Raw genomic sequence first — 16,535 nt, 5'->3', positions numbered from 1 at the left:
AACAAGATCCTGAAGGACATCATCGTCAAGAGCCGCAACATGGCCGGCTACGACGCGCACTACGTGCCGGGCTGGGATTGCCACGGCATGCCGATCGAGATCCAGATCGAGAAAAAGTACGGCAAGCACCTGCCGGTGGCCGAAGTGCAGTCCAAGGCGCGCGCCTACGCGCTCGAGCAGATCGATCGCCAGCGCAAGGACTTCAAGCGCCTGGGCGTGCTGGGCGAGTGGGATCGTCCCTACATGACGATGAACTTCAGCAATGAAGCCGACGAGATCCGCGCGCTGGGCCGCATCCTGGACAAGGGTTATGTGTTCCGCGGCCTCAAGCCCGTGAACTGGTGTTTCGACTGTGGCTCGGCGCTGGCCGAAGCCGAGGTCGAATACGCCGACCGCGTCGACCCGGCGGTGGACGTGGCCTTCCCGTTCGCCGAGCACGGCAAGCTGGCCAAGGCCTTCGGCCTGGACCAGGTCGACGACGGCGCCATCGTCATCTGGACCACCACGCCCTGGACCATCCCGTCCAACCAGGCGCTGAACCTGCATCCCGAAATCGAGTACGCGCTGGTGCGCGTGTCGCCCGCGCCCAAGTTCGGCCCGCTCCTGCTGATCGCGCGCGACCGGGTCGAGGCCTGCCTGAAGGCCTGGAACCTGGAAGGCGAGGTCATCGCCACCGCCCCGGGCGCGGCGCTGGCTGGCATCGCGTTCCGTCATCCGCTGGCGCGGTTCGAGGCCGCCTACGACCGCAAGGCCCCGGTGTTCCTGGGCGACTACGTCACGGCCGACTCCGGCACCGGCGTGGTGCACTCGGCCCCCGCCTACGGTATCGAGGACTTCATCTCGTGCAAGGAGCACGGCATGAAGGACACCGACTTCATCAGCCCCGTCATGGGCGACGGCAAGTACGTCGACAGCCTGGCGCTGTTCGGCGGCCTGTCGATCTGGGACGCCAACCCCAAGATCGTCGAGGCCCTGAAGGAAGCCGGCGCGCTGATGCACGTGGAAAAGCACAAGCACAGCTACATGCACTGCTGGCGCCACAAGACGCCGATCATCTACCGCGCCACCAGCCAATGGTTCGCGGGCATGGACATCAAGCCCAAGGACGGCGGCCAGACCCTGCGCGAATCGGCGCTGGCCGGCATCGACGCCACCGCCTTCTACCCGGCCTGGGGCCGCGCCCGCCTGCACGCCATGATCGCCAACCGTCCGGACTGGACCCTGTCGCGCCAGCGCCAATGGGGCACGCCGATGGCCTTCTTCGTGCACAAGGAAACCGGCGCGCTGCACCCGCGCACGTCCGAATTGCTGGAACAGGTCGCGCAACGCGTCGAGCAAGGCGGCATCGAGGCCTGGCAGACGCTGGATCCGCGCGAGCTGCTGGGCGACGAGGCCGACCAATACGAAAAGAACCGCGACACGCTGGACGTGTGGTTCGACTCGGGCAGCACCCACGCCACCGTGCTGGGCGGCAAGGACGGCCATTTCGCCGGCTCGCATGGCGCCGAACTGGGCTGGCCCGCTGACCTGTACCTGGAAGGCTCCGACCAGCACCGCGGCTGGTTCCATTCGTCGCTGCTGACCGGCTGCATGCTGTACGGCCAGCCGCCCTACAAGGCCCTGCTGACGCACGGCTTCGTGGTGGACGGCCAGGGCCGCAAGATGAGCAAATCGGTCGGCAACGTGATCGCGCCGCAGAAGGTGTCCGATTCGCTCGGCGCGGAAATCCTGCGCCTGTGGGTCGCGTCCACCGACTACTCGGGCGAGCTGTCGATCTCCGACGAGATCCTCAAGCGCGTGGTCGAGGGCTACCGCCGCATCCGCAACACGCTGCGCTTCCTGCTGGCCAACCTGGCTGACTTCGACGCCGTGTCGCAGGCCGTGCCTTACGGTGACCTGTTCGAGATCGACCGCTACGCGCTGGCCATGACCGCGCAGATGCAGGCCGAGGTGCAAGGCCACTACGAGCGCTATGACTTCCACCCGGCGGTGTCGCGCCTGCAGACGTTCTGCTCGGAAGACCTGGGCGCGTTCTACCTGGATATCCTGAAGGACCGCCTGTACACCTCGAAGGTGGACAGCGTCGCCCGCCGCTCGGCCCAGACCGCGCTGCTGGACATCACCCAGACGCTGCTCAAGCTGATGGCGCCGATCCTGTCGTTCACGGCCGAAGAGGCCTGGAAGGAGCTGGTCGGCTCGGCCCTGAAGCACCAGGCCGACGCCGCCCGCGTCACCATCTTCACCGAGGTCTACCACGCGCTGCCGCCGTTCGCGGACGCCGAGGCCCTGGCGGCCAAGTGGACGCGCCTGCGCGCCATCCGCGCCGAGGTCCAGCGCAAGCTGGAAGAAGTGCGCACGGCGGGCGACATCGGTTCGTCGCTGCAGGCCGAGGTCGACCTGTACGCCAGCGGCGAAGACCAGCAACTGCTGGCCAGCCTGGGCGACGACCTGCGCTTCGTGCTGATCGTCTCGCGCGCCACGGTGCACGCCGGCGAAGGCGAGCCCCGCATCGAGGTCACGCCGTCCAGGCACAAGAAGTGCGAGCGCTGCTGGCACTGGCGCCTGGACGTGGGCCAGGACTCGGATCATCCCGAGATCTGCGGCCGCTGCGTGTCCAACCTGTTCGGCTCGGGCGAAGCCCGCGACAAGGCCTGAGGATGGCCGGCCCGCAAGGTTCCGCCGCCGCCGCGCCCGCCGGCGCGCCCCCCGCGAGGGTGGGCCGCTGGCTGGCCATCGCGCTGGCGATCATCGTGCTGGATCAGTTGACCAAGGTGTACTTCAACACCTCGTACCAGTATGGCGAACGCCTGAACCTGCTGCCGTTCTTCGACTTCACGCTGCTGTACAACCGCGGCGCGGCGTTCAGCTTCCTGGCATCAGAGGAAGGTTGGCAGCGCTGGCTGTTCACCGCCCTGGGCATCGTGGCCGCGGTGGTCATCACGGTGATCCTGCGTCGCACCCGCGGCCAGCCGCGCTTCTGCCTGGCGCTGGCCATGATCCTCGGAGGCGCCGTCGGCAACGTGATCGACCGGGTGGTGTATGGCCACGTGGTGGACTTCCTGCTGTTTTATTGGCGCGACTGGTACTACCCCGCCTTCAACGTGGCGGACGTCGGCATCACCTGCGGCGCCGTGCTGCTGGTGCTGGACGAGCTGCTGCGGGCCCGCAAGCCACGCGCCTGACCCCCGCGCCCGCCCCCGCGAAACCCGGCCCCTGGCCGGGTTTTTGCCTTCTTTGCCCCCCCCTGCATGCATGGCGAACGGCGCGATGCGGCAATGCGGAATAAAATCACTGTCCGTTCCCTGATTCGACGGCATCCAAACGCCGTCCGACGCCCATGCTCGACCTCGCCCGCAAACGCATCGTCCTCGGCCTGACCGGTGGCATCGCCTGCTACAAAATCGCCGAGCTGGTGCGGCGCATGACCGAACAAGGCGCCATCGTCGACGTGGTGATGACCGAGGCGGCCACGCACTTCATCACGCCGGTGACCATGCAGGCCCTGTCCGGCCGCCCGGTGTTCGTCGATGCCTGGGACCCGCGGGTGCCCAACAACATGGCGCACATCGACCTGACGCGCGGCGCCGACGCCGTGCTGATCGCGCCGGCCAGCACCGACTTCATGGCCAAGCTGGCGCATGGCATGGCCGACGACCTGCTGTCGACGCTGTGCGTGGCGCGCGCCTGCCCGCTGCTGGTGGCGCCCGCGATGAACCGCGAGATGTGGGCCAACCCGGCCACCCAGCGCAACGTGGCGCAACTGCGCGCCGACGGCATCAGCATCCTGGGCCCGGCGGCCGGCGAACAGGCCTGTGGCGAGACCGGTGACGGCCGCATGCTCGAAGCCCACGAGATCCTCACCGACCTGATCGCCTTCTTCCAGCCCAAGCTGCTGGCCGGCCGCCACGTGCTGCTGACCGCCGGCCCCACGTCCGAGCCGGTCGATCCAGTGCGCGTGCTGAGCAACCGCTCGTCGGGCAAGACCGGCTACGCCCTGGCGCGGGCCGCGCGCGAGGCCGGGGCCCGCGTCACGCTGATCACCGGCGCCACCGCCCTGCCCGTGCCGCGCGGCGTGACCGCGCTGTCGGTCATGACCGCGCGCCAGATGCACGACGCGGTGATGGCCAGCGCGTCCGATGCCGACATCTTCATCGCCGTGGCGGCCGTGGCCGATTGGCGCGTCAAGAATGTCAGCAACCAGAAGCTCAAGAAAACCAGCGAAGGCGGCGGCGCACCGCACATGGAATTCGAACCCAACCCCGACATCCTGGCCGAAGTGGCCAAGCTGCCGGACGGGCCGTGGTGCGTGGGCTTCGCGGCCGAAACCGAAAAGCTGGCCGAGCACGCCGAAGCCAAGCGCCAGCGCAAGGGCATTCCGCTGCTGGTGGGCAACCTGGCGCACAAGGTCATGGACGCCGACACCACCGAGCTGGTGCTGTTCGACGCCCACGGCGCGCACCCGCTGCCGCCCGCCGACAAGCTGGACGCCGCGCGCCGCCTGATCGCCGAGATCGCGGCGCGGCTGCCGGCCTGACCTGCCTGCCCGCCAGGCCAACAAAAAAGCCAGACGCGAGTCTGGCTTTTTGTTTGGGGCGCCCGCCGCGCCCCCAGACAGCGGCGGACGCGACCGCCTGCTTACTGCTCCAGGCTGATGTTGGCGGCGCGCACGATGTCGGCCCACTGCTTGCGGTCGTTTTCCAGGAACTGGCCGAACTGCCCGGGCGTCATGCTGGTGACCGGTTCCGAGCCCAGGCCGGCCATCTTCTCTTTCACGGCGGGCTGCTTGAGCACGTCCTGCAGGGCCGCGTAGTAAGCGTCCAGCACGTCCGCCGGCAGACCCGCCGGGGCGAACACGCCCTGCCAGGTCGGCATGTCGAAGCCCTTCAGGCCCTGCTCGTCCAGCGTGGGCACGTCGGGCAACTGCGCCGAACGCTTGAGCGAGGCCACGCCGATAGCCTTGACCTTGCCCTGCAGCGCCAGCGGCGCGGCGGTGGAGATGTTATCCATCGTCATCGCGATATGACCGCCCAGCAGGTCGGTGATGACCGGCGCGGCGCCACGATAGGCCGCGTGCGGCACTTTCACGCCCAGCTTGTACAGCATGGTCTCGGCGATCAAATGGTTGGAAATGCCCACGCCGGCGGTGCCGTAGGTGGCGGTCGGCGTCTTCTGGAAGTAGTCCTTCAACTCGGCCAGGTTGTTGGCCGGCACATCCTTGTTGACGATGACCACGTTGGGCTGCACCGCCGCCAGCGTAATGGGGGTGAAGTCGGCCGGCTTGTAGCTGGTGCCCTTGGGGTTGAGCACATGGGTGATGGCCATGGAGCCGGCCGCGGCGATGCCGATGGTGTAGCCGTCGGGCTGCGCTTGCGACAGGCGGAAGGCCATGATGTTGCCGCCAGCGCCGGCCAGGTTTTCCACCACCACGGTCTGGCCCAGGCGCTGCGACAGCGGCTCGGCCAGCAAGCGCGCCAACGTATCGGCCGAGCCGCCGGGCGCGAAACCCACCAGCAGGCGCACCGGCTTGGCCGGTTTCCAGGCGTCGGCGGCCAGGGCCGGGGCGGCCGCCAGCGTGCTGGCGGTGAACAGTGCGCCCAGGGCGCGTTGCAAAGTACGGCTGAACATGAAGTCGATTCCCTTATTCGAATATTTGCGCGAGCGTCTGCGCGACCAGGCGGTTGGCCAGCAGCACCGGGCGACCGGATGCCTGTGCCACCGCCTGCCGCATGCGTTCGGCGTAACCCATGCAATGCATGACAACAAAATCACAGTCGGCCAGATCCTGGCCGGCCTGCTTGAAACTCGCGGCCGCGCGCCCGGCGTCGGCCTCGTAGGGCGAGGCGTGCACCACCGTGGTCGCGCATGCCAGCGGCACGGCCATGTGGAAGGCGTCGACCTGGGCTGGCAGCGGCACCACCAGGCCGACCTTGCGGCAGTGCTGCGCCAGGCCGGCGACCAGGTGGTCGACGACCTGCTGCGGCTCGACCACCAGCGTGCGCATCGGTGCGATCGCGGTGCCGGTGCACAGCGGCACCAGCACGTCGTAGCCAGCGCCGTCGGCCTCGCGCATCACCTGCGCCAGCCGGGCCTCGGCGGCAGCCGCATCCAGTTCAATCTGGGCGCCGTCGCGCAGGCGCGTGGCGAAGCGGTATTGACCCGGGCGCGGCGCCAGCGCGGCCAGCCCCGTCGCGTCCAGGCCGTCGAGCGCGCCGAACTCGTCGATGCGCACGTGTTCGCCCAGCAGCGGCGCCATTTCCGGCACGACGTCGCTGCGCGGCGACTGGCCGATGGTGAAGAACGCCACGCGGCGCGGCGCGCGCGCGCTCATTGCGCGGCTTCCGGCTCGCGGCCGGGGGTCTGCAGGTGCGCCATCGAGCCATAGCGCGCTTGCAGCGCGTCCCATTCGGCGGTGTCGAAGAAGGTCATGGCGCCCTGCCCGAAGAGTTTGGCGATCTCGATGCAGAAGCGCATCGCCACGTCGGCGTCGACGGCGTTGGTCACGCCGGTGGCGCAACCGGGCACGGTGGTCTGCGCGGTCAGCGCCACGCCCACCACGGGCGCGCCGGTGACGATGGCCGGCTGCATCAGCGAATTGACGTGCCACAGGCCGTTTTCGTAGGGCGTGATGTCCTGGGTGGTCAGCGGCAGCGTCAAGGGCAATTCGCCGCTGACCCAGCCCATCACGTCCAGCATGGTTTCCGGGATGCGCAGCAGATAGCCCTGCCTGGCGACCGGCGTCAGCGCCACGCCGCGGCGGTTCACCAGGCGGTTGCCGCGGGTGGTGTCGACCGACAGGATCGCGTCCATGCGCGGATCGACTTCGTGCGACATCATTTCGCGCATCGGGAACGGTGAACGCATCATCGGCACCGGGTGGTGCGGACGGGTGCCGGCGCGCGGGCAGATGTGGGTGCGGATGCGCACGGTGCCCGGCAGCACATCGCCCTGGCGCGCCATGGCCATGATCTTGAGCGCGGCGGCAATGGCGACCACGGCGCCGTCGCTGTCGGACACCAGGCCGGTAACGGCTGGCCGCGCGCCGATGCCGCCGAGGCGGCCGACGATGCCCAGTTGCGGCGCGTGGTCGTCGGCGCCCCGGATGACGATGGACAGGAAATCGGTGGCGGCGCCATCGCGCTCCAGCCGCGTGACCTCGACCTCGCAGTCGCCAGCCTGGCGCAGGTATTGCGCCACCGCCTCGCCCGTGATGTGGGCGGAGGACAGCAGTTCGATCGTGTCGATGACCTGCTTCATGCCCCGATCTCCACGGGGCCGGGCGCGAACAGGCGCGGTTCGGCCGCGCCGATGAACAGGGGCGCCGCATGCGGGCCGACCAGCGTGATGGCCGTGTCGCGCACGCGCAGCGCGGCGCCTTCGGGCAGGCCCAGCACCGGAACGGTCGGGTTCAGCGTGCAGAACTCGGCCAGGCGCTGCGCGCGCGTTTCGCCGCGATGGCCGGGCGGGTGGGCGTTGGTGTAGTGCGGATTGATCTGGAAGGACAGCAGGCCGAGCGCATCAAAGCCTTCGGGATCGGTGATCGGCATGTCGTTGGTGGTGCAGATGCTGGGACACGCCAGGTTGGAGCCGGCGCTCCAGCCCAGATAGGCGGCGCCTTCGCGCACGCGGCGGGCGATCACGCTCAGCAGGCCCTGGCGGCGCAACTGGCCGAGCAGGTTGAAGGTGTTGCCGCCGCCGACAATGATGACGGCGGCCTGCTCCAGCGCGGCCACCGGATCGGCGGCGCGGTGCAGCGGCTGGATGTCCAGGCCGGTGTCGGCCAGCGCCGTCGTGACCAGCGTGGCGTAGTCGTCCCAGTTGCGGGTGACGCCCGCGTACGGCACGAACACCGCCGGCGCGCCGGCCGGCAGCGCGGCGATCAGTTCGCGGATGTCGGGCAACGCGTGCGCCAGATAGCCGGCATCGCTGCTGGAATTGCTGAGAAGCAGGAGATTCATGAGTGGAGTTCCGTGGGATCGGTGAAAGCGGGGCGCCGCGCGCGCGGCCGGATAGGGCAATACGGTCAATCGGGTTCGCGGCGGCGCGTCACGCCAGCCAATAGGGATCGTTCAATTCGCGGCCCAGCGCCGCCACCTGCCGCGTCAGCGACTCGCGCAGCGCGGCCACGCGGGCGGCGTCGACCTGGAAGGACACGAAAGACAGGCACAGTCCGCGCAGTTCGCCGCTGTCGGGGTCCCGCACCGCCGCCGCCACCGCGCCGATGCCGGGCATGGCCTGGTCGATGGCGACGCCGTAGTGGTCGGCGCGGGTCTGCGCCACGCGCTGCGCCAGTTCGCCGACCGTGGCCGGGCAATCCTTGCCCTCCATCGGCAGGGGCCGATCCGGATCGGTGCCGTACAGCGCATCGAACTCATCCTGGGTCAGGCGCGACAGCAGCGCGCGGCCCATCGCCGTGCCCGAGGCGGCGCGGCGCGAGCCCGGCGGCGACAGCACCTGCACCGGGTGCGAGCCGTTCAGGCGCTGCAGCACCACGGTCTCGCGCTGGTTCAGGGTGGACAGGTAGGCGGTCAGCCCGCTGTCGTCTGACAGGCGCGCCAGCACCTTGCGGCAGGCCTCGTCCAGTGGTGTCGCGGCCTGGCCGGCGCGCACCGCCTGCGCCAACAGGGCGCCGGCGCGATAGCGGCGCGTGGCGGCGTCCTGGTCGAGCAGGCCGTAGTGCTGCATCTGGTTCAGCAGGCGCGAGGCCGTGCTCTTGGGCAGCGCCAGGCGCTGCGCCACGTCGGTGAAGCTCAGTTCCGCCGCGCCTTCCGCGTAGAGCGCCAGCACGCGCTGGACACCGTCGAGAATACTCATCTTTGTTCCATAAAACGGAACCATAGTTCCTTAATATCGAACAAGAATAATGCAACGGCCGATTTCAGGTCAATACGGGACGGCCCGGGTCATGCGCTTCACGCCGACGGCTCCGCTGCCTGTTCCGCGCCAGACGAAAAAAAGCCCGCCGACACTCGGGCGGGCTTGCCTGGAGGCGACGCGCAACCCGGCTAGCGCGTCGCGGTCTGGGCCCATTGCGCTAGCGGCAGCGGCGGCTGCGCGCGCAGGATGCGCGCCAGCACCAGCTTGAATTCCGCCCAGCCACCGCGTTCGCCCGCCCAACTGGACGGGGTCACCGGCCGCCAGCCGCCGTCGGCGTCGCGCTCGGCCATCTTGAAGCGGAAGTTGTAGTGCCCGGCCACGCCCATGCGCAGGTCGGTCACCACCAGCGCATCGCCCATGGCGTCATAACGCAGCCAATCATCGGTGAACCAGCGCAGGCGCTGAAGCAGCGGCGTGTCGGCCAGTGCCTGTCCCAGTTCCGGATGGAGCGGCAGGCGCAGCCATTCCGGCGGCTCGCGGTCGAACCAGCCGCTGACCGCCTCGTAGTAATGGCCATCGGGGGTCTTGGCTATGACGCGCCACAACAGCGTGTTGAGCGGCATCGGAATGGCCCGCAGTTCGGTGAAGGCGATGCCCTGCGCCAGCATCGCCTCGCGCACCCGGTGTTCGGCGGCGATGCGGCCGGTCAGGCCGAACCCCAGGTAGGCGGTGCTGAAGATCAGCGCCCCGGCCAGGAAGCGCCGGGCGTTGCGCGTCATGCCCGCGATCACCGCGTACACCGCGCCCAGCAGCAAGGGCACCGTATAGACCGGATCGATGATGAAAATGGCCGACCAGCTTTCCGGAATCGACGGCAGCGGCCAGAACAACTGCGTGCCGTAGACGGTGAAGGCGTCCAGCACCGGATGCGTCACCAATACCAACCACAAGGTGAGGAACAACCGCCTCGCGCTGTATTGCGCCTGCGGCCAGTACTTGCGTATCAGCCAGGTCAGCAGCGCCGCCAGGCCGGTCAGCACGAAGATCGAATGCGAAAAACCGCGGTGATAGGTCACCAGCGACACTGGATCCGGATAGCGCATCAGCACGTCCAGATCCGGCACCGTCGCCAGCGCCGCGCCGTAGATCAGCGCCCGCCGGCCCTGCACGCGCCCCAGCAGCGCCCCCTGTATGCCCGCGCCCAGCACGGCTTGTGTAACCGAATCCATAGAACTCCGACGATAGCCTTCGGTGGCGCGCCGCTTTCACGCGACGTCCACCATGCAGGCGTTAAGATACCCGATTGCGTTCAGCTAATTTTCAACTTCCGCCTCATGAACCAATACATCGACAAGATCGGCGTGCTGATCGAGACCAATCAGGCCTGGGCCGGCCCCATCACCTTCCTGCTCACGCTGGGGGAATCGATGGTGCTGCTGGGGCTGTTCATCCCCGCCACCGCATTGATGCTGCTGACCGGCGGTCTGATCGGCGCGGGCACGCTCGACCCGTGGCGCATCATGGCCTGGGGCATCGCCGGCGCCATCGTCGGCGATGCGCTGTCCTATGCGCTGGGCCGTTGGGCCGGCCCCAACGTGCTGCGGCGCTGGCCGCTCAAGCAGCAGCGCACCGCCGTGGCGCGCGCGCGGCTGTTCTTCTACCGGTACGGCTTCGCCTCGGTGCTGATCGGCCGCTTCCTGGGCCCGATCCGCTCCACCATTCCGACGGTGGCGGGCGTCATGGGCATGGCCCATGGCCGCTTCCAGATGGCCAACGTGCTCTCGGCGATTCTGTGGATGCCGCTGATGCTGGCGCCCGGCTACATCACCGCGCGCAGCCTGGGCGCGGCCGAAAACGCGCAACAGATCGCCATGATGATCGGCGCGGGACTCTCGGTGCTGCTAGGATGCGGACTCCTGATCGCGATGATGCGCAAGCGCCGGCAACCGGCGCGCATCCGTCGCGGCAATTAGCGGAGAACGGCATGGCCATCGACATGGAGCCGAAGAACGGCGACTTTGCGCGCTACATCGAGAATCTGTCGGGCGCGGGCGGCGCCACGCCCGGCCGGGTGCCGAGCAAGGCGCAGGCCAAGCGCCGGGCGGCGGCGCCAGGCGCCACGCCGATGCCGGCGCCCGTTCCGGGCCAGGACTCGCTCAATGACCTGACCTGGGGCAAGACGGCCCCGCCGCCGCTGCAGTCGCGCCGCGCCGACAGCGTGCCGCCCACGGTCGCCCCCGGCCAGACCGAGGCCGAGGCGGTTTCGCTGGCCAAGCGCGCGCGCCAGCGCAAGCAGGGCATCTTCCTGACCATCGCCGGCGCCGTGGCCGGGTGGGCGGCAGTCAACATCGCCTTCACGGCGCTGCGCGCGCCGCGCTTCGACCTGGACGACTTCATGCCGGCGGTGTTCCTGGGCTTTTTCGCCCTGATGCTGTTCAAGGCGGCCAGCGGCGCGCGCGACCCGCGCAAGCGGCCGCTGGAGAAGCTGCCGCCGCTCAAGACCTCGTCGTACCGCAAGGACGGCTGAAGCGGCGCCGGCCGCGGCGGCAATGGTGCTAACATTTCCGCCGCTGTCGAACAGACCCCACGAATACCGGAGTGAAAGTGAATAACGTTGTCGGATTGAACCAGGCCCAGGCGGCCACGATGCTGAAGCTGCAAGGCGACCTGAACAGCATGATCAATCCGGACTGGATCAACGGCGGCGCCCGCTTCCTGCGCGCCGCCTTCGTCGAATCGGCCGAGGCCCTGGAGCACTACGGCTGGAAGTGGTGGAAGAAGCAGACCATCGACCTGCCGCAGGTGCAGATGGAGCTGGTCGACATCCTGCATTTCTATCTGTCGCACACCATCGTGCAGGCCAAGGGCGACGTCAACGCCGCCGCCGCCGCGCTGGTGGCCGATCTGGCCGGCCCCGCCTCGGTCACGCTGGATGGCAAGAGCTACGCGCTAGCCAGCCTGGACGTGCCCGAGCTGCTGGAGCTGATCGGCGGCCTGGCGGTGTGCGGCCGCGCCAGCTTCAAGCTGCTGGAACAGAGCATGAGCGCCTGCGAAATGCGCTGGAACGATGCCTACACCCAGTACGTCTCCAAGAACGTGCTGAACATCTTCCGCCAGCGGCACGGCTACAAGGAAGGCACCTACATCAAGATCTGGCATGGCGAAGAGGACAACGTGGTGCTGGCGCGTCTGCTGACACAGCACGACGTCGCCCGCGCCGACTTCGCGGACATCCTGCACCGCGAACTGGAAGCGGCCTACTCGCGCCTGTAGGCGCGTAGCCGCCGCCCATGAAAAACGCCGCGTGATGCGGCGTTTTTCATGGGACGCGCGCTAGCGTTGGCCGAAGCGCGTCTCGCCGAACAGTTCCTTCAATTCGCGCGGCTGCGAACGCCAGTACTGGCGCGGCGCATTGACCTGGCCGCCCAACTGCGCGGCGGCGTGCCAGGGCCAGCGCGGGTCATACAGCATGCCGCGGGCCAGCGCCACCATGTCGGCCTGCCCTTGCTTCAGGATTTCCTCGGCCTGCTGCGCCTCGGTGATCAGGCCGACGGTGATGGTGGGCAGGCCCACCGCGCGCTTGATGGCATCGGCGAACGGCACCTGGTAGCTGGGGCCCACCGGGATCTTCTGCAGCGGCGACACGCCGCCGCTGGAGACATCGATGAACTCACAGCCCAGCGCCTTGAGCCGCAGCGCGAACGCCTCGGTCTGCGCCGGGTCCCAGCCGCCCTCGACCCAATCGGTGGCCGACACCCGCACGCCCAGCGCCACCGACGACGGCGTCACCGCGCGCACCGCGCGGAACACTTCCAGCGGGAAGCGCATGCGGTTCTCCAGCGAGCCGCCGTAGTCGTCGTCGCGCTGGTTGGCCAGCGGCGACAGGAACTGGTGCAACAGGTAGCCGTGGGCGGCGTGCAGCTCAATGGCGTCAAAGCCCAGGCGAATGGCGCGGCGCGCGCTGTCGACGAAGGCGTCGCGCACCCGCGCCAGGCCGGCCGCGTCGAGCGCGCGCGGCGCCGGCTCGGACGCGTTGTGCGGCAACGCCGACGGCGCCCAGCCCTGCCAGCCGCCCTGCTCCGGCGGCACCAGTTGACCGCCCTCCCAGGGCGCGTGGCTCGACGCCTTGCGGCCGGCGTGGCCTAGCTGGATGCCGAGCTTGATCGGCGAATAGCGCCGCACCGCCTGCACCACGCGGCCCAGCGCGGCCTCGGTCTCATCGGACCAGAGGCCCAGGTCGCCCGGGGAAATGCGGCCGTCGGCCTCGACCGCGGTGGCTTCGGTGAACAGCAGCGCCGCGCCCGACAGGGCCAGGTGCCCCAGGTGGATCATGTGCCAATCGGTGGCGCGGCCCTCGTCGGCCGAGTATTCGCACATGGGCGCGATGACGATGCGGTTGGCCAGTTCGACGTTGCCGACTGACGTGGGACTGAAAAGATGACTCATGCGTAAGGCTCCGGGCGATGGACGCGGATGCACAGCATAGCGCCGACCTTCTCGCGCGCGCCGCCAATCCCGACGCCCGCGTGGGGATTTAGGCGCGGCGGCGCCGGTCTTGCCACGCCTGGCTCATTGCCCCTCGATCACGCTGTCCAGGAACTGCCGGGTGCGCGCCTGCCGCGGATCGCTGAACAGCGTCGGCGATGGCGCGTCCTCGACGATGTTGCCCTGGTCGAAGAACAGCGTGCGGTCAGAACTGCGCTCGGCGAACTTCATCTGGTGAGTGACGATGATCATGGTCATGCTCTTGCGCGCCGACAAGTCGCGCAGGATTTGCAGGATACCGCCCACCAGTTCCGGGTCGAGCGCCGAAGTGACCTCGTCGAACAGCATGATTTCCGGGCGCATCGCCAACGCGCGGGCGATGCCGACGCGCTGCTTCTGACCGCCCGACAACTGCGCCGGATAGACGTCGAGCTTGTCGCCCAGCCCCACCATCTCCAGGTACTCCACCGCGCGCTCGCGGGCCTGGTCGCGCGACAGACCCAGCACATGCAACGGCGCTTCCATCGTATTGCCCAGCGCGGTCATGTGCGGGAACAGGTTGAAGTGCTGAAACACCATGCCGATCTTGCCGCGCACCTTGCGCAGGTGCTCGGAATTGGGGCCCACCGGGCGGCCCTGGGCGTCGCTCCACATCGGCTCGCCGTCGATCTCGATCTCGCCGCTGCTGGGCGGATCCAGCGTCATCAGCACGCGCAGCAGAGTCGACTTGCCCGAACCCGACGGCCCGATCACGGCCACGGTCTGGCCGGCCGGAATTTCCAGATTGATGCCCTTGAGCACCTCCAGCTCGCCATAGCGCTTGTGCAGGTTCTTGATGGTGATGCTGGAACTCATCGCTTTCCTCCATATCGTTGCAAGCGGGCCTCCAGGCCGCGCACGCCCCACGCCGCGATCAGGCTCAGCGCCAGGAACAGCACGCCGACCAGTGTCAGGGGTTCGGTGTAGCGGAAGGTGGTGGCGCCGATCATCTTGCTCTGCTGCAGCAGCTCGACCACCGTGATCGCCGACAGCAGCGGCGTGTCCTTGAACATGGCCACCAGGTAATTGCCCAGCGCCGGCACCACCGGCGGGATCGCCTGTGGCAGCACCACGCCCACGGCGGTGCGCCAGGGTGACATGTTCAAGGCGCGCGCCGCTTCCAACTGACCGCGCGGCACCGCCTCGATGCCGGCGCGGTAGACCTCGGCGCAGTAAGTGGCGTAGTGCAGGCCGAGCGCCACGATGCCGGTCGTCAGCGGCGACATCTGCACGCCGGTCAGGGGCAGCACGTAGAACAGGAAATACATCTGCACCAGCAGCGGCGTGCTGCGCACGAACTCGATCACGAAGGCCGTGGGCAGCGACACCAGTGCCAGGCGCGAGCGCCGCAACAGCGCCAGCGCCAGGCCCAGCGTCACGGCCACCAGCATGCCCAGCACCGTGGCCTGGATGGTGATGACCAGCGCCGAGCCCAAGGTGGGCAGGATCTCCAGCGCGAAGGACCCGTCGAATATCGGTTTCATCGGACGCGGACCCTCCGTTCAAGCAGGCGCACGCCGGCGGTGATCAGCAGCGCCACCGCGAAATACAGCAGCAGCATGAGCGTGAAGATCTCGGTGGTGCGCAGGGTTTCGCTGCGCAGCAACTGGCCGCGGAAGGTCAGGTCGGTGATAGTGATGAGCGACACCAGCGCGGTGTTCTTGAGCAGTTCGATCAGCAGGTTGCCGGCCGGCGGCAGCATGGCCGGGATAGCCTGCGGCACCACGATGCGGCGCATGATCTGGCCGCGCGTCAGGTTCAGGGCCACGCCGGCCTCGCGCTGGCCCGGCGGCACCGCGCGGATCGCGCCGCGCACCACCTCGGCGCCATAGGCGCCGGCATTGAGCGCCAGCACCACGATACCCACCAGCATGGCCGGCAATTGCACGCCGAACAGCGGCAGCACGAAGTAGAACCAGAACAGTTGCACCAGCGCCGAGGTGCCGCGGAACACCTCGACGTAAATCGAGGCCAGCCAGCGCACCGGCCGCAGGGTCGCCAGGCGCCCGACCCCGGCCGCGAGCGCCAGCGGCACCGCCAGCACCACCGCGCCCGCCATGATTTCCAGCGTCACCGCCAGGCCTTGCAGCAGCGGCGGCACCAGCTCGGCGATATGTTCGGATATGAGCGGCATCGGCGCCTCCTATTGCGCGGCGCAGAGCTTGGCGGCCGTGACGTCGTGGGGCAGTTCCTCGGGCGTGAAGCCGAACGGCGCCACCAGTTGCTGGTGTTCCTCGGTGCCGATGAACTTGGCCAGCTCGGCGTTAAAGGCGTCGGCGAAGGCCTTGTCGTCGGTGCGGAAGGCATAGGCGCCGTAGCCGCGCACCCCCTTGCCGTCGATCAGCGGGTCGGTGAACGGCTCGGCCTTTTCCAGGCCGCTGCCGGCGTTGGTCTTGCCCATCAGGTCGTTGACCGTCAGCGCGGTGGCCGCGTAGGCGTCGGCGCGGCCGGCCTGCACGCCCGACAGCGCGCTGACCGCATCCGGGAACACCACGATCTGGCCTTGCGGCACCTTGACCTTGGCGGCGTATTCGGCCTCGATGGCGCCCACCACCACGCCCAGCCTGGCGTCGGGGTTCTTAACCACGTCCTCGTAGCTGTGCAGGTTCTTCGGGTTGCCCTGCTTGACCAGGAACGCCTGGCCCACGCCGTAGGTCGGGTTCGAGAACGCCACCTGGCCGCAGCGCTCGGGCGTGACGTACATGCCGGCCGCGATGATGTCGAAACGCTTGGCCTGCAGGCCCGGAATCAGCGAACCGAACTCGGTCAGCACCCCTTCGACCTCGTTGATGCCCATGCGCTTGAGCACCACCCGGGCAATCTCCACCGACTCGCCCGTGACCTTGGCCTCCTTGCTGTCCATGAAGGCGAACGGCGCCTCATTGGCGTAACCGATGCGGATCTTGCCGGCGGCCTTGGCGGCCGCCAGCGTGTCGCCGCCGGCAGCGGGCGCGCTGGCCCCCTGCGCGGGCTTGTCCGAGCCGGAGTCGGAGCAGGCGGCCAGCAGGCCCAGGCTCAGGGCCAGCAGGACGCGGCGGGTGCGTTGGACGATCATGGTCTATATCTCCCGGATTTATTTCTAGGTACATGGCTTCGCTAAAAATGATACGACATTAAATCATTTCACCTCTAATGATATGGACAAAAAAAGCAGGCCGAAGCCTGCTTTTCGCCATGTCCCGCCCTATGGCGGGTGA

The 16,535-nt window shown here is 68.5% G+C and carries 17 protein-coding genes; 6 read left to right on the top strand and 11 right to left on the bottom strand.

Annotated features, from left to right (window positions below; translation table 11 throughout):
* The 3 genes from ileS to coaBC form a co-directional block, all read left to right on the top strand.
* A partial coding sequence (gene ileS / locus ACN6O8_RS06070) for an isoleucine--tRNA ligase (RefSeq protein ID WP_427990151.1) occupies nucleotides 1-2,655 on the top strand: 2,655 nt, incomplete at its 5' end.
* A 2-nt stretch (nucleotides 2,656-2,657) separates the two neighbouring features.
* Nucleotides 2,658-3,182: a signal peptidase II gene (gene lspA / locus ACN6O8_RS06065; RefSeq protein ID WP_427990150.1), complete on the top strand. Its 525-nt coding sequence runs from the start codon at nucleotides 2,658-2,660 to the stop codon at nucleotides 3,180-3,182.
* A gap of 155 nt (nucleotides 3,183-3,337) precedes the next feature.
* Nucleotides 3,338-4,534, top strand: coding sequence for a bifunctional phosphopantothenoylcysteine decarboxylase/phosphopantothenate--cysteine ligase CoaBC (coaBC, locus tag ACN6O8_RS06060; RefSeq protein WP_427990149.1), 1,197 nt, complete (start codon nucleotides 3,338-3,340; stop codon nucleotides 4,532-4,534).
* A gap of 101 nt (nucleotides 4,535-4,635) precedes the next feature.
* Here coaBC and ACN6O8_RS06055 read toward each other — a convergent pair whose 3' ends face one another.
* The 6 genes from ACN6O8_RS06055 to ACN6O8_RS06030 form a co-directional block, all read right to left on the bottom strand.
* On the bottom strand, nucleotides 4,636-5,625 hold the full coding sequence (locus tag ACN6O8_RS06055; RefSeq protein ID WP_427990148.1) for a Bug family tripartite tricarboxylate transporter substrate binding protein: 990 nt from the start codon (nucleotides 5,623-5,625) through the stop codon (nucleotides 4,636-4,638).
* A 13-nt stretch (nucleotides 5,626-5,638) separates the two neighbouring features.
* Nucleotides 5,639-6,328, bottom strand: coding sequence for an AroM family protein (locus tag ACN6O8_RS06050; protein ID WP_427990147.1), 690 nt, complete (start codon nucleotides 6,326-6,328; stop codon nucleotides 5,639-5,641).
* Nucleotides 6,325-7,254: a DUF1177 domain-containing protein gene (locus ACN6O8_RS06045; protein ID WP_427990146.1), complete on the bottom strand. Its 930-nt coding sequence runs from the start codon at nucleotides 7,252-7,254 to the stop codon at nucleotides 6,325-6,327. Before ACN6O8_RS06045 ends, ACN6O8_RS06050 begins: the two co-directional genes overlap by 4 nt.
* Nucleotides 7,251-7,955: a dipeptidase PepE gene (gene pepE / locus ACN6O8_RS06040; RefSeq protein ID WP_427990145.1), complete on the bottom strand. Its 705-nt coding sequence runs from the start codon at nucleotides 7,953-7,955 to the stop codon at nucleotides 7,251-7,253. Before pepE ends, ACN6O8_RS06045 begins: the two co-directional genes overlap by 4 nt.
* Before the next feature lie 88 nt (nucleotides 7,956-8,043).
* Complete coding sequence (locus ACN6O8_RS06035) at nucleotides 8,044-8,811, bottom strand: IclR family transcriptional regulator (RefSeq protein ID WP_427990144.1); 768 nt, start codon at nucleotides 8,809-8,811, stop codon at nucleotides 8,044-8,046.
* A gap of 191 nt (nucleotides 8,812-9,002) precedes the next feature.
* Complete coding sequence (locus tag ACN6O8_RS06030) at nucleotides 9,003-10,043, bottom strand: metal-dependent hydrolase (RefSeq protein ID WP_427990143.1); 1,041 nt, start codon at nucleotides 10,041-10,043, stop codon at nucleotides 9,003-9,005.
* A gap of 105 nt (nucleotides 10,044-10,148) precedes the next feature.
* Between ACN6O8_RS06030 and ACN6O8_RS06025 the strand changes: the two genes are divergently transcribed.
* The 3 genes from ACN6O8_RS06025 to ACN6O8_RS06015 all read left to right on the top strand — a co-directional run bounded on the left by ACN6O8_RS06025 (nucleotide 10,149) and on the right by ACN6O8_RS06015 (nucleotide 12,087).
* Nucleotides 10,149-10,787, top strand: coding sequence for a DedA family protein (locus ACN6O8_RS06025; protein ID WP_427990142.1), 639 nt, complete (start codon nucleotides 10,149-10,151; stop codon nucleotides 10,785-10,787).
* An 11-nt stretch (nucleotides 10,788-10,798) separates the two neighbouring features.
* The gene (locus ACN6O8_RS06020; protein ID WP_427990141.1) at nucleotides 10,799-11,341 is read left to right on the top strand and encodes a hypothetical protein; all 543 of its coding nucleotides are present in this window, start codon (nucleotides 10,799-10,801) and stop codon (nucleotides 11,339-11,341) included.
* A 119-nt stretch (nucleotides 11,342-11,460) separates the two neighbouring features.
* Entirely contained in the window at nucleotides 11,461-12,087 is a 627-nt protein-coding gene (locus tag ACN6O8_RS06015; protein ID WP_427990171.1) for a dUTP diphosphatase, read from the top strand.
* A gap of 60 nt (nucleotides 12,088-12,147) precedes the next feature.
* On the opposite strand, the gene ACN6O8_RS06010 is transcribed toward ACN6O8_RS06015, so the two are convergent.
* From ACN6O8_RS06010 to ehuB, 5 genes are all read right to left on the bottom strand, one after another.
* On the bottom strand, nucleotides 12,148-13,260 hold the full coding sequence (locus tag ACN6O8_RS06010; protein ID WP_427990140.1) for an NADH:flavin oxidoreductase/NADH oxidase: 1,113 nt from the start codon (nucleotides 13,258-13,260) through the stop codon (nucleotides 12,148-12,150).
* Nucleotides 13,261-13,383: 123 nt separating this feature from the next.
* Entirely contained in the window at nucleotides 13,384-14,154 is a 771-nt protein-coding gene (ehuA, locus tag ACN6O8_RS06005) for an ectoine/hydroxyectoine ABC transporter ATP-binding protein EhuA (protein ID WP_427990139.1), read from the bottom strand.
* A complete protein-coding gene (gene ehuD, locus ACN6O8_RS06000; RefSeq protein WP_427990138.1) occupies nucleotides 14,151-14,822 on the bottom strand; it encodes an ectoine/hydroxyectoine ABC transporter permease subunit EhuD in 672 nt (223 codons plus the stop codon). Before ehuD ends, ehuA begins: the two co-directional genes overlap by 4 nt.
* Nucleotides 14,819-15,472 carry an ectoine/hydroxyectoine ABC transporter permease subunit EhuC gene (gene ehuC / locus ACN6O8_RS05995; protein WP_427990137.1) on the bottom strand — a complete coding sequence of 218 codons (654 nt, stop codon included), beginning with the start codon at nucleotides 15,470-15,472 and terminating at the stop codon, nucleotides 14,819-14,821. Before ehuC ends, ehuD begins: the two co-directional genes overlap by 4 nt.
* 9 nt (nucleotides 15,473-15,481) lie before the next feature.
* Complete coding sequence (ehuB, locus tag ACN6O8_RS05990) at nucleotides 15,482-16,393, bottom strand: ectoine/hydroxyectoine ABC transporter substrate-binding protein EhuB (RefSeq protein ID WP_427990136.1); 912 nt, start codon at nucleotides 16,391-16,393, stop codon at nucleotides 15,482-15,484.
* Nucleotides 16,394-16,535 lie beyond the last annotated feature (142 nt).

This window comes from Achromobacter sp., assembly GCF_050285565.1.
Lineage (GTDB): Bacteria > Pseudomonadota > Gammaproteobacteria > Burkholderiales > Burkholderiaceae_B > Achromobacter.
The sequence above is the reverse complement of the archived record's forward strand: the minus strand, read 5'-3'. Positions and strand labels throughout refer to the sequence as shown.

Bases quoted from the DNA above. Each gene is read 5' to 3' on its own strand.
- lspA (WP_427990150.1), top strand. From the start codon at position 2,658: ATGGCCGGCCCGCAAGGTTCCGCCGCCGCCGCGCCCGCCGGCGCGCCC.
- coaBC (WP_427990149.1), top strand. From the start codon at position 3,338: ATGCTCGACCTCGCCCGCAAACGCATCGTCCTCGGCCTGACCGGTGGC.
- ACN6O8_RS06055 (WP_427990148.1), bottom strand. From the start codon at position 5,625: ATGTTCAGCCGTACTTTGCAACGCGCCCTGGGCGCACTGTTCACCGCC.
- ACN6O8_RS06050 (WP_427990147.1), bottom strand. From the start codon at position 6,328: ATGAGCGCGCGCGCGCCGCGCCGCGTGGCGTTCTTCACCATCGGCCAG.
- ACN6O8_RS06045 (WP_427990146.1), bottom strand. From the start codon at position 7,254: ATGAAGCAGGTCATCGACACGATCGAACTGCTGTCCTCCGCCCACATC.
- pepE (WP_427990145.1), bottom strand. From the start codon at position 7,955: ATGAATCTCCTGCTTCTCAGCAATTCCAGCAGCGATGCCGGCTATCTG.
- ACN6O8_RS06035 (WP_427990144.1), bottom strand. From the start codon at position 8,811: ATGAGTATTCTCGACGGTGTCCAGCGCGTGCTGGCGCTCTACGCGGAA.
- ACN6O8_RS06030 (WP_427990143.1), bottom strand. From the start codon at position 10,043: ATGGATTCGGTTACACAAGCCGTGCTGGGCGCGGGCATACAGGGGGCG.
- ACN6O8_RS06025 (WP_427990142.1), top strand. From the start codon at position 10,149: ATGAACCAATACATCGACAAGATCGGCGTGCTGATCGAGACCAATCAG.
- ACN6O8_RS06020 (WP_427990141.1), top strand. From the start codon at position 10,799: ATGGCCATCGACATGGAGCCGAAGAACGGCGACTTTGCGCGCTACATC.
- ACN6O8_RS06015 (WP_427990171.1), top strand. From the start codon at position 11,461: ATGCTGAAGCTGCAAGGCGACCTGAACAGCATGATCAATCCGGACTGG.
- ACN6O8_RS06010 (WP_427990140.1), bottom strand. From the start codon at position 13,260: ATGAGTCATCTTTTCAGTCCCACGTCAGTCGGCAACGTCGAACTGGCC.
- ehuA (WP_427990139.1), bottom strand. From the start codon at position 14,154: ATGAGTTCCAGCATCACCATCAAGAACCTGCACAAGCGCTATGGCGAG.
- ehuD (WP_427990138.1), bottom strand. From the start codon at position 14,822: ATGAAACCGATATTCGACGGGTCCTTCGCGCTGGAGATCCTGCCCACC.
- ehuC (WP_427990137.1), bottom strand. From the start codon at position 15,472: ATGCCGCTCATATCCGAACATATCGCCGAGCTGGTGCCGCCGCTGCTG.
- ehuB (WP_427990136.1), bottom strand. From the start codon at position 16,393: ATGATCGTCCAACGCACCCGCCGCGTCCTGCTGGCCCTGAGCCTGGGC.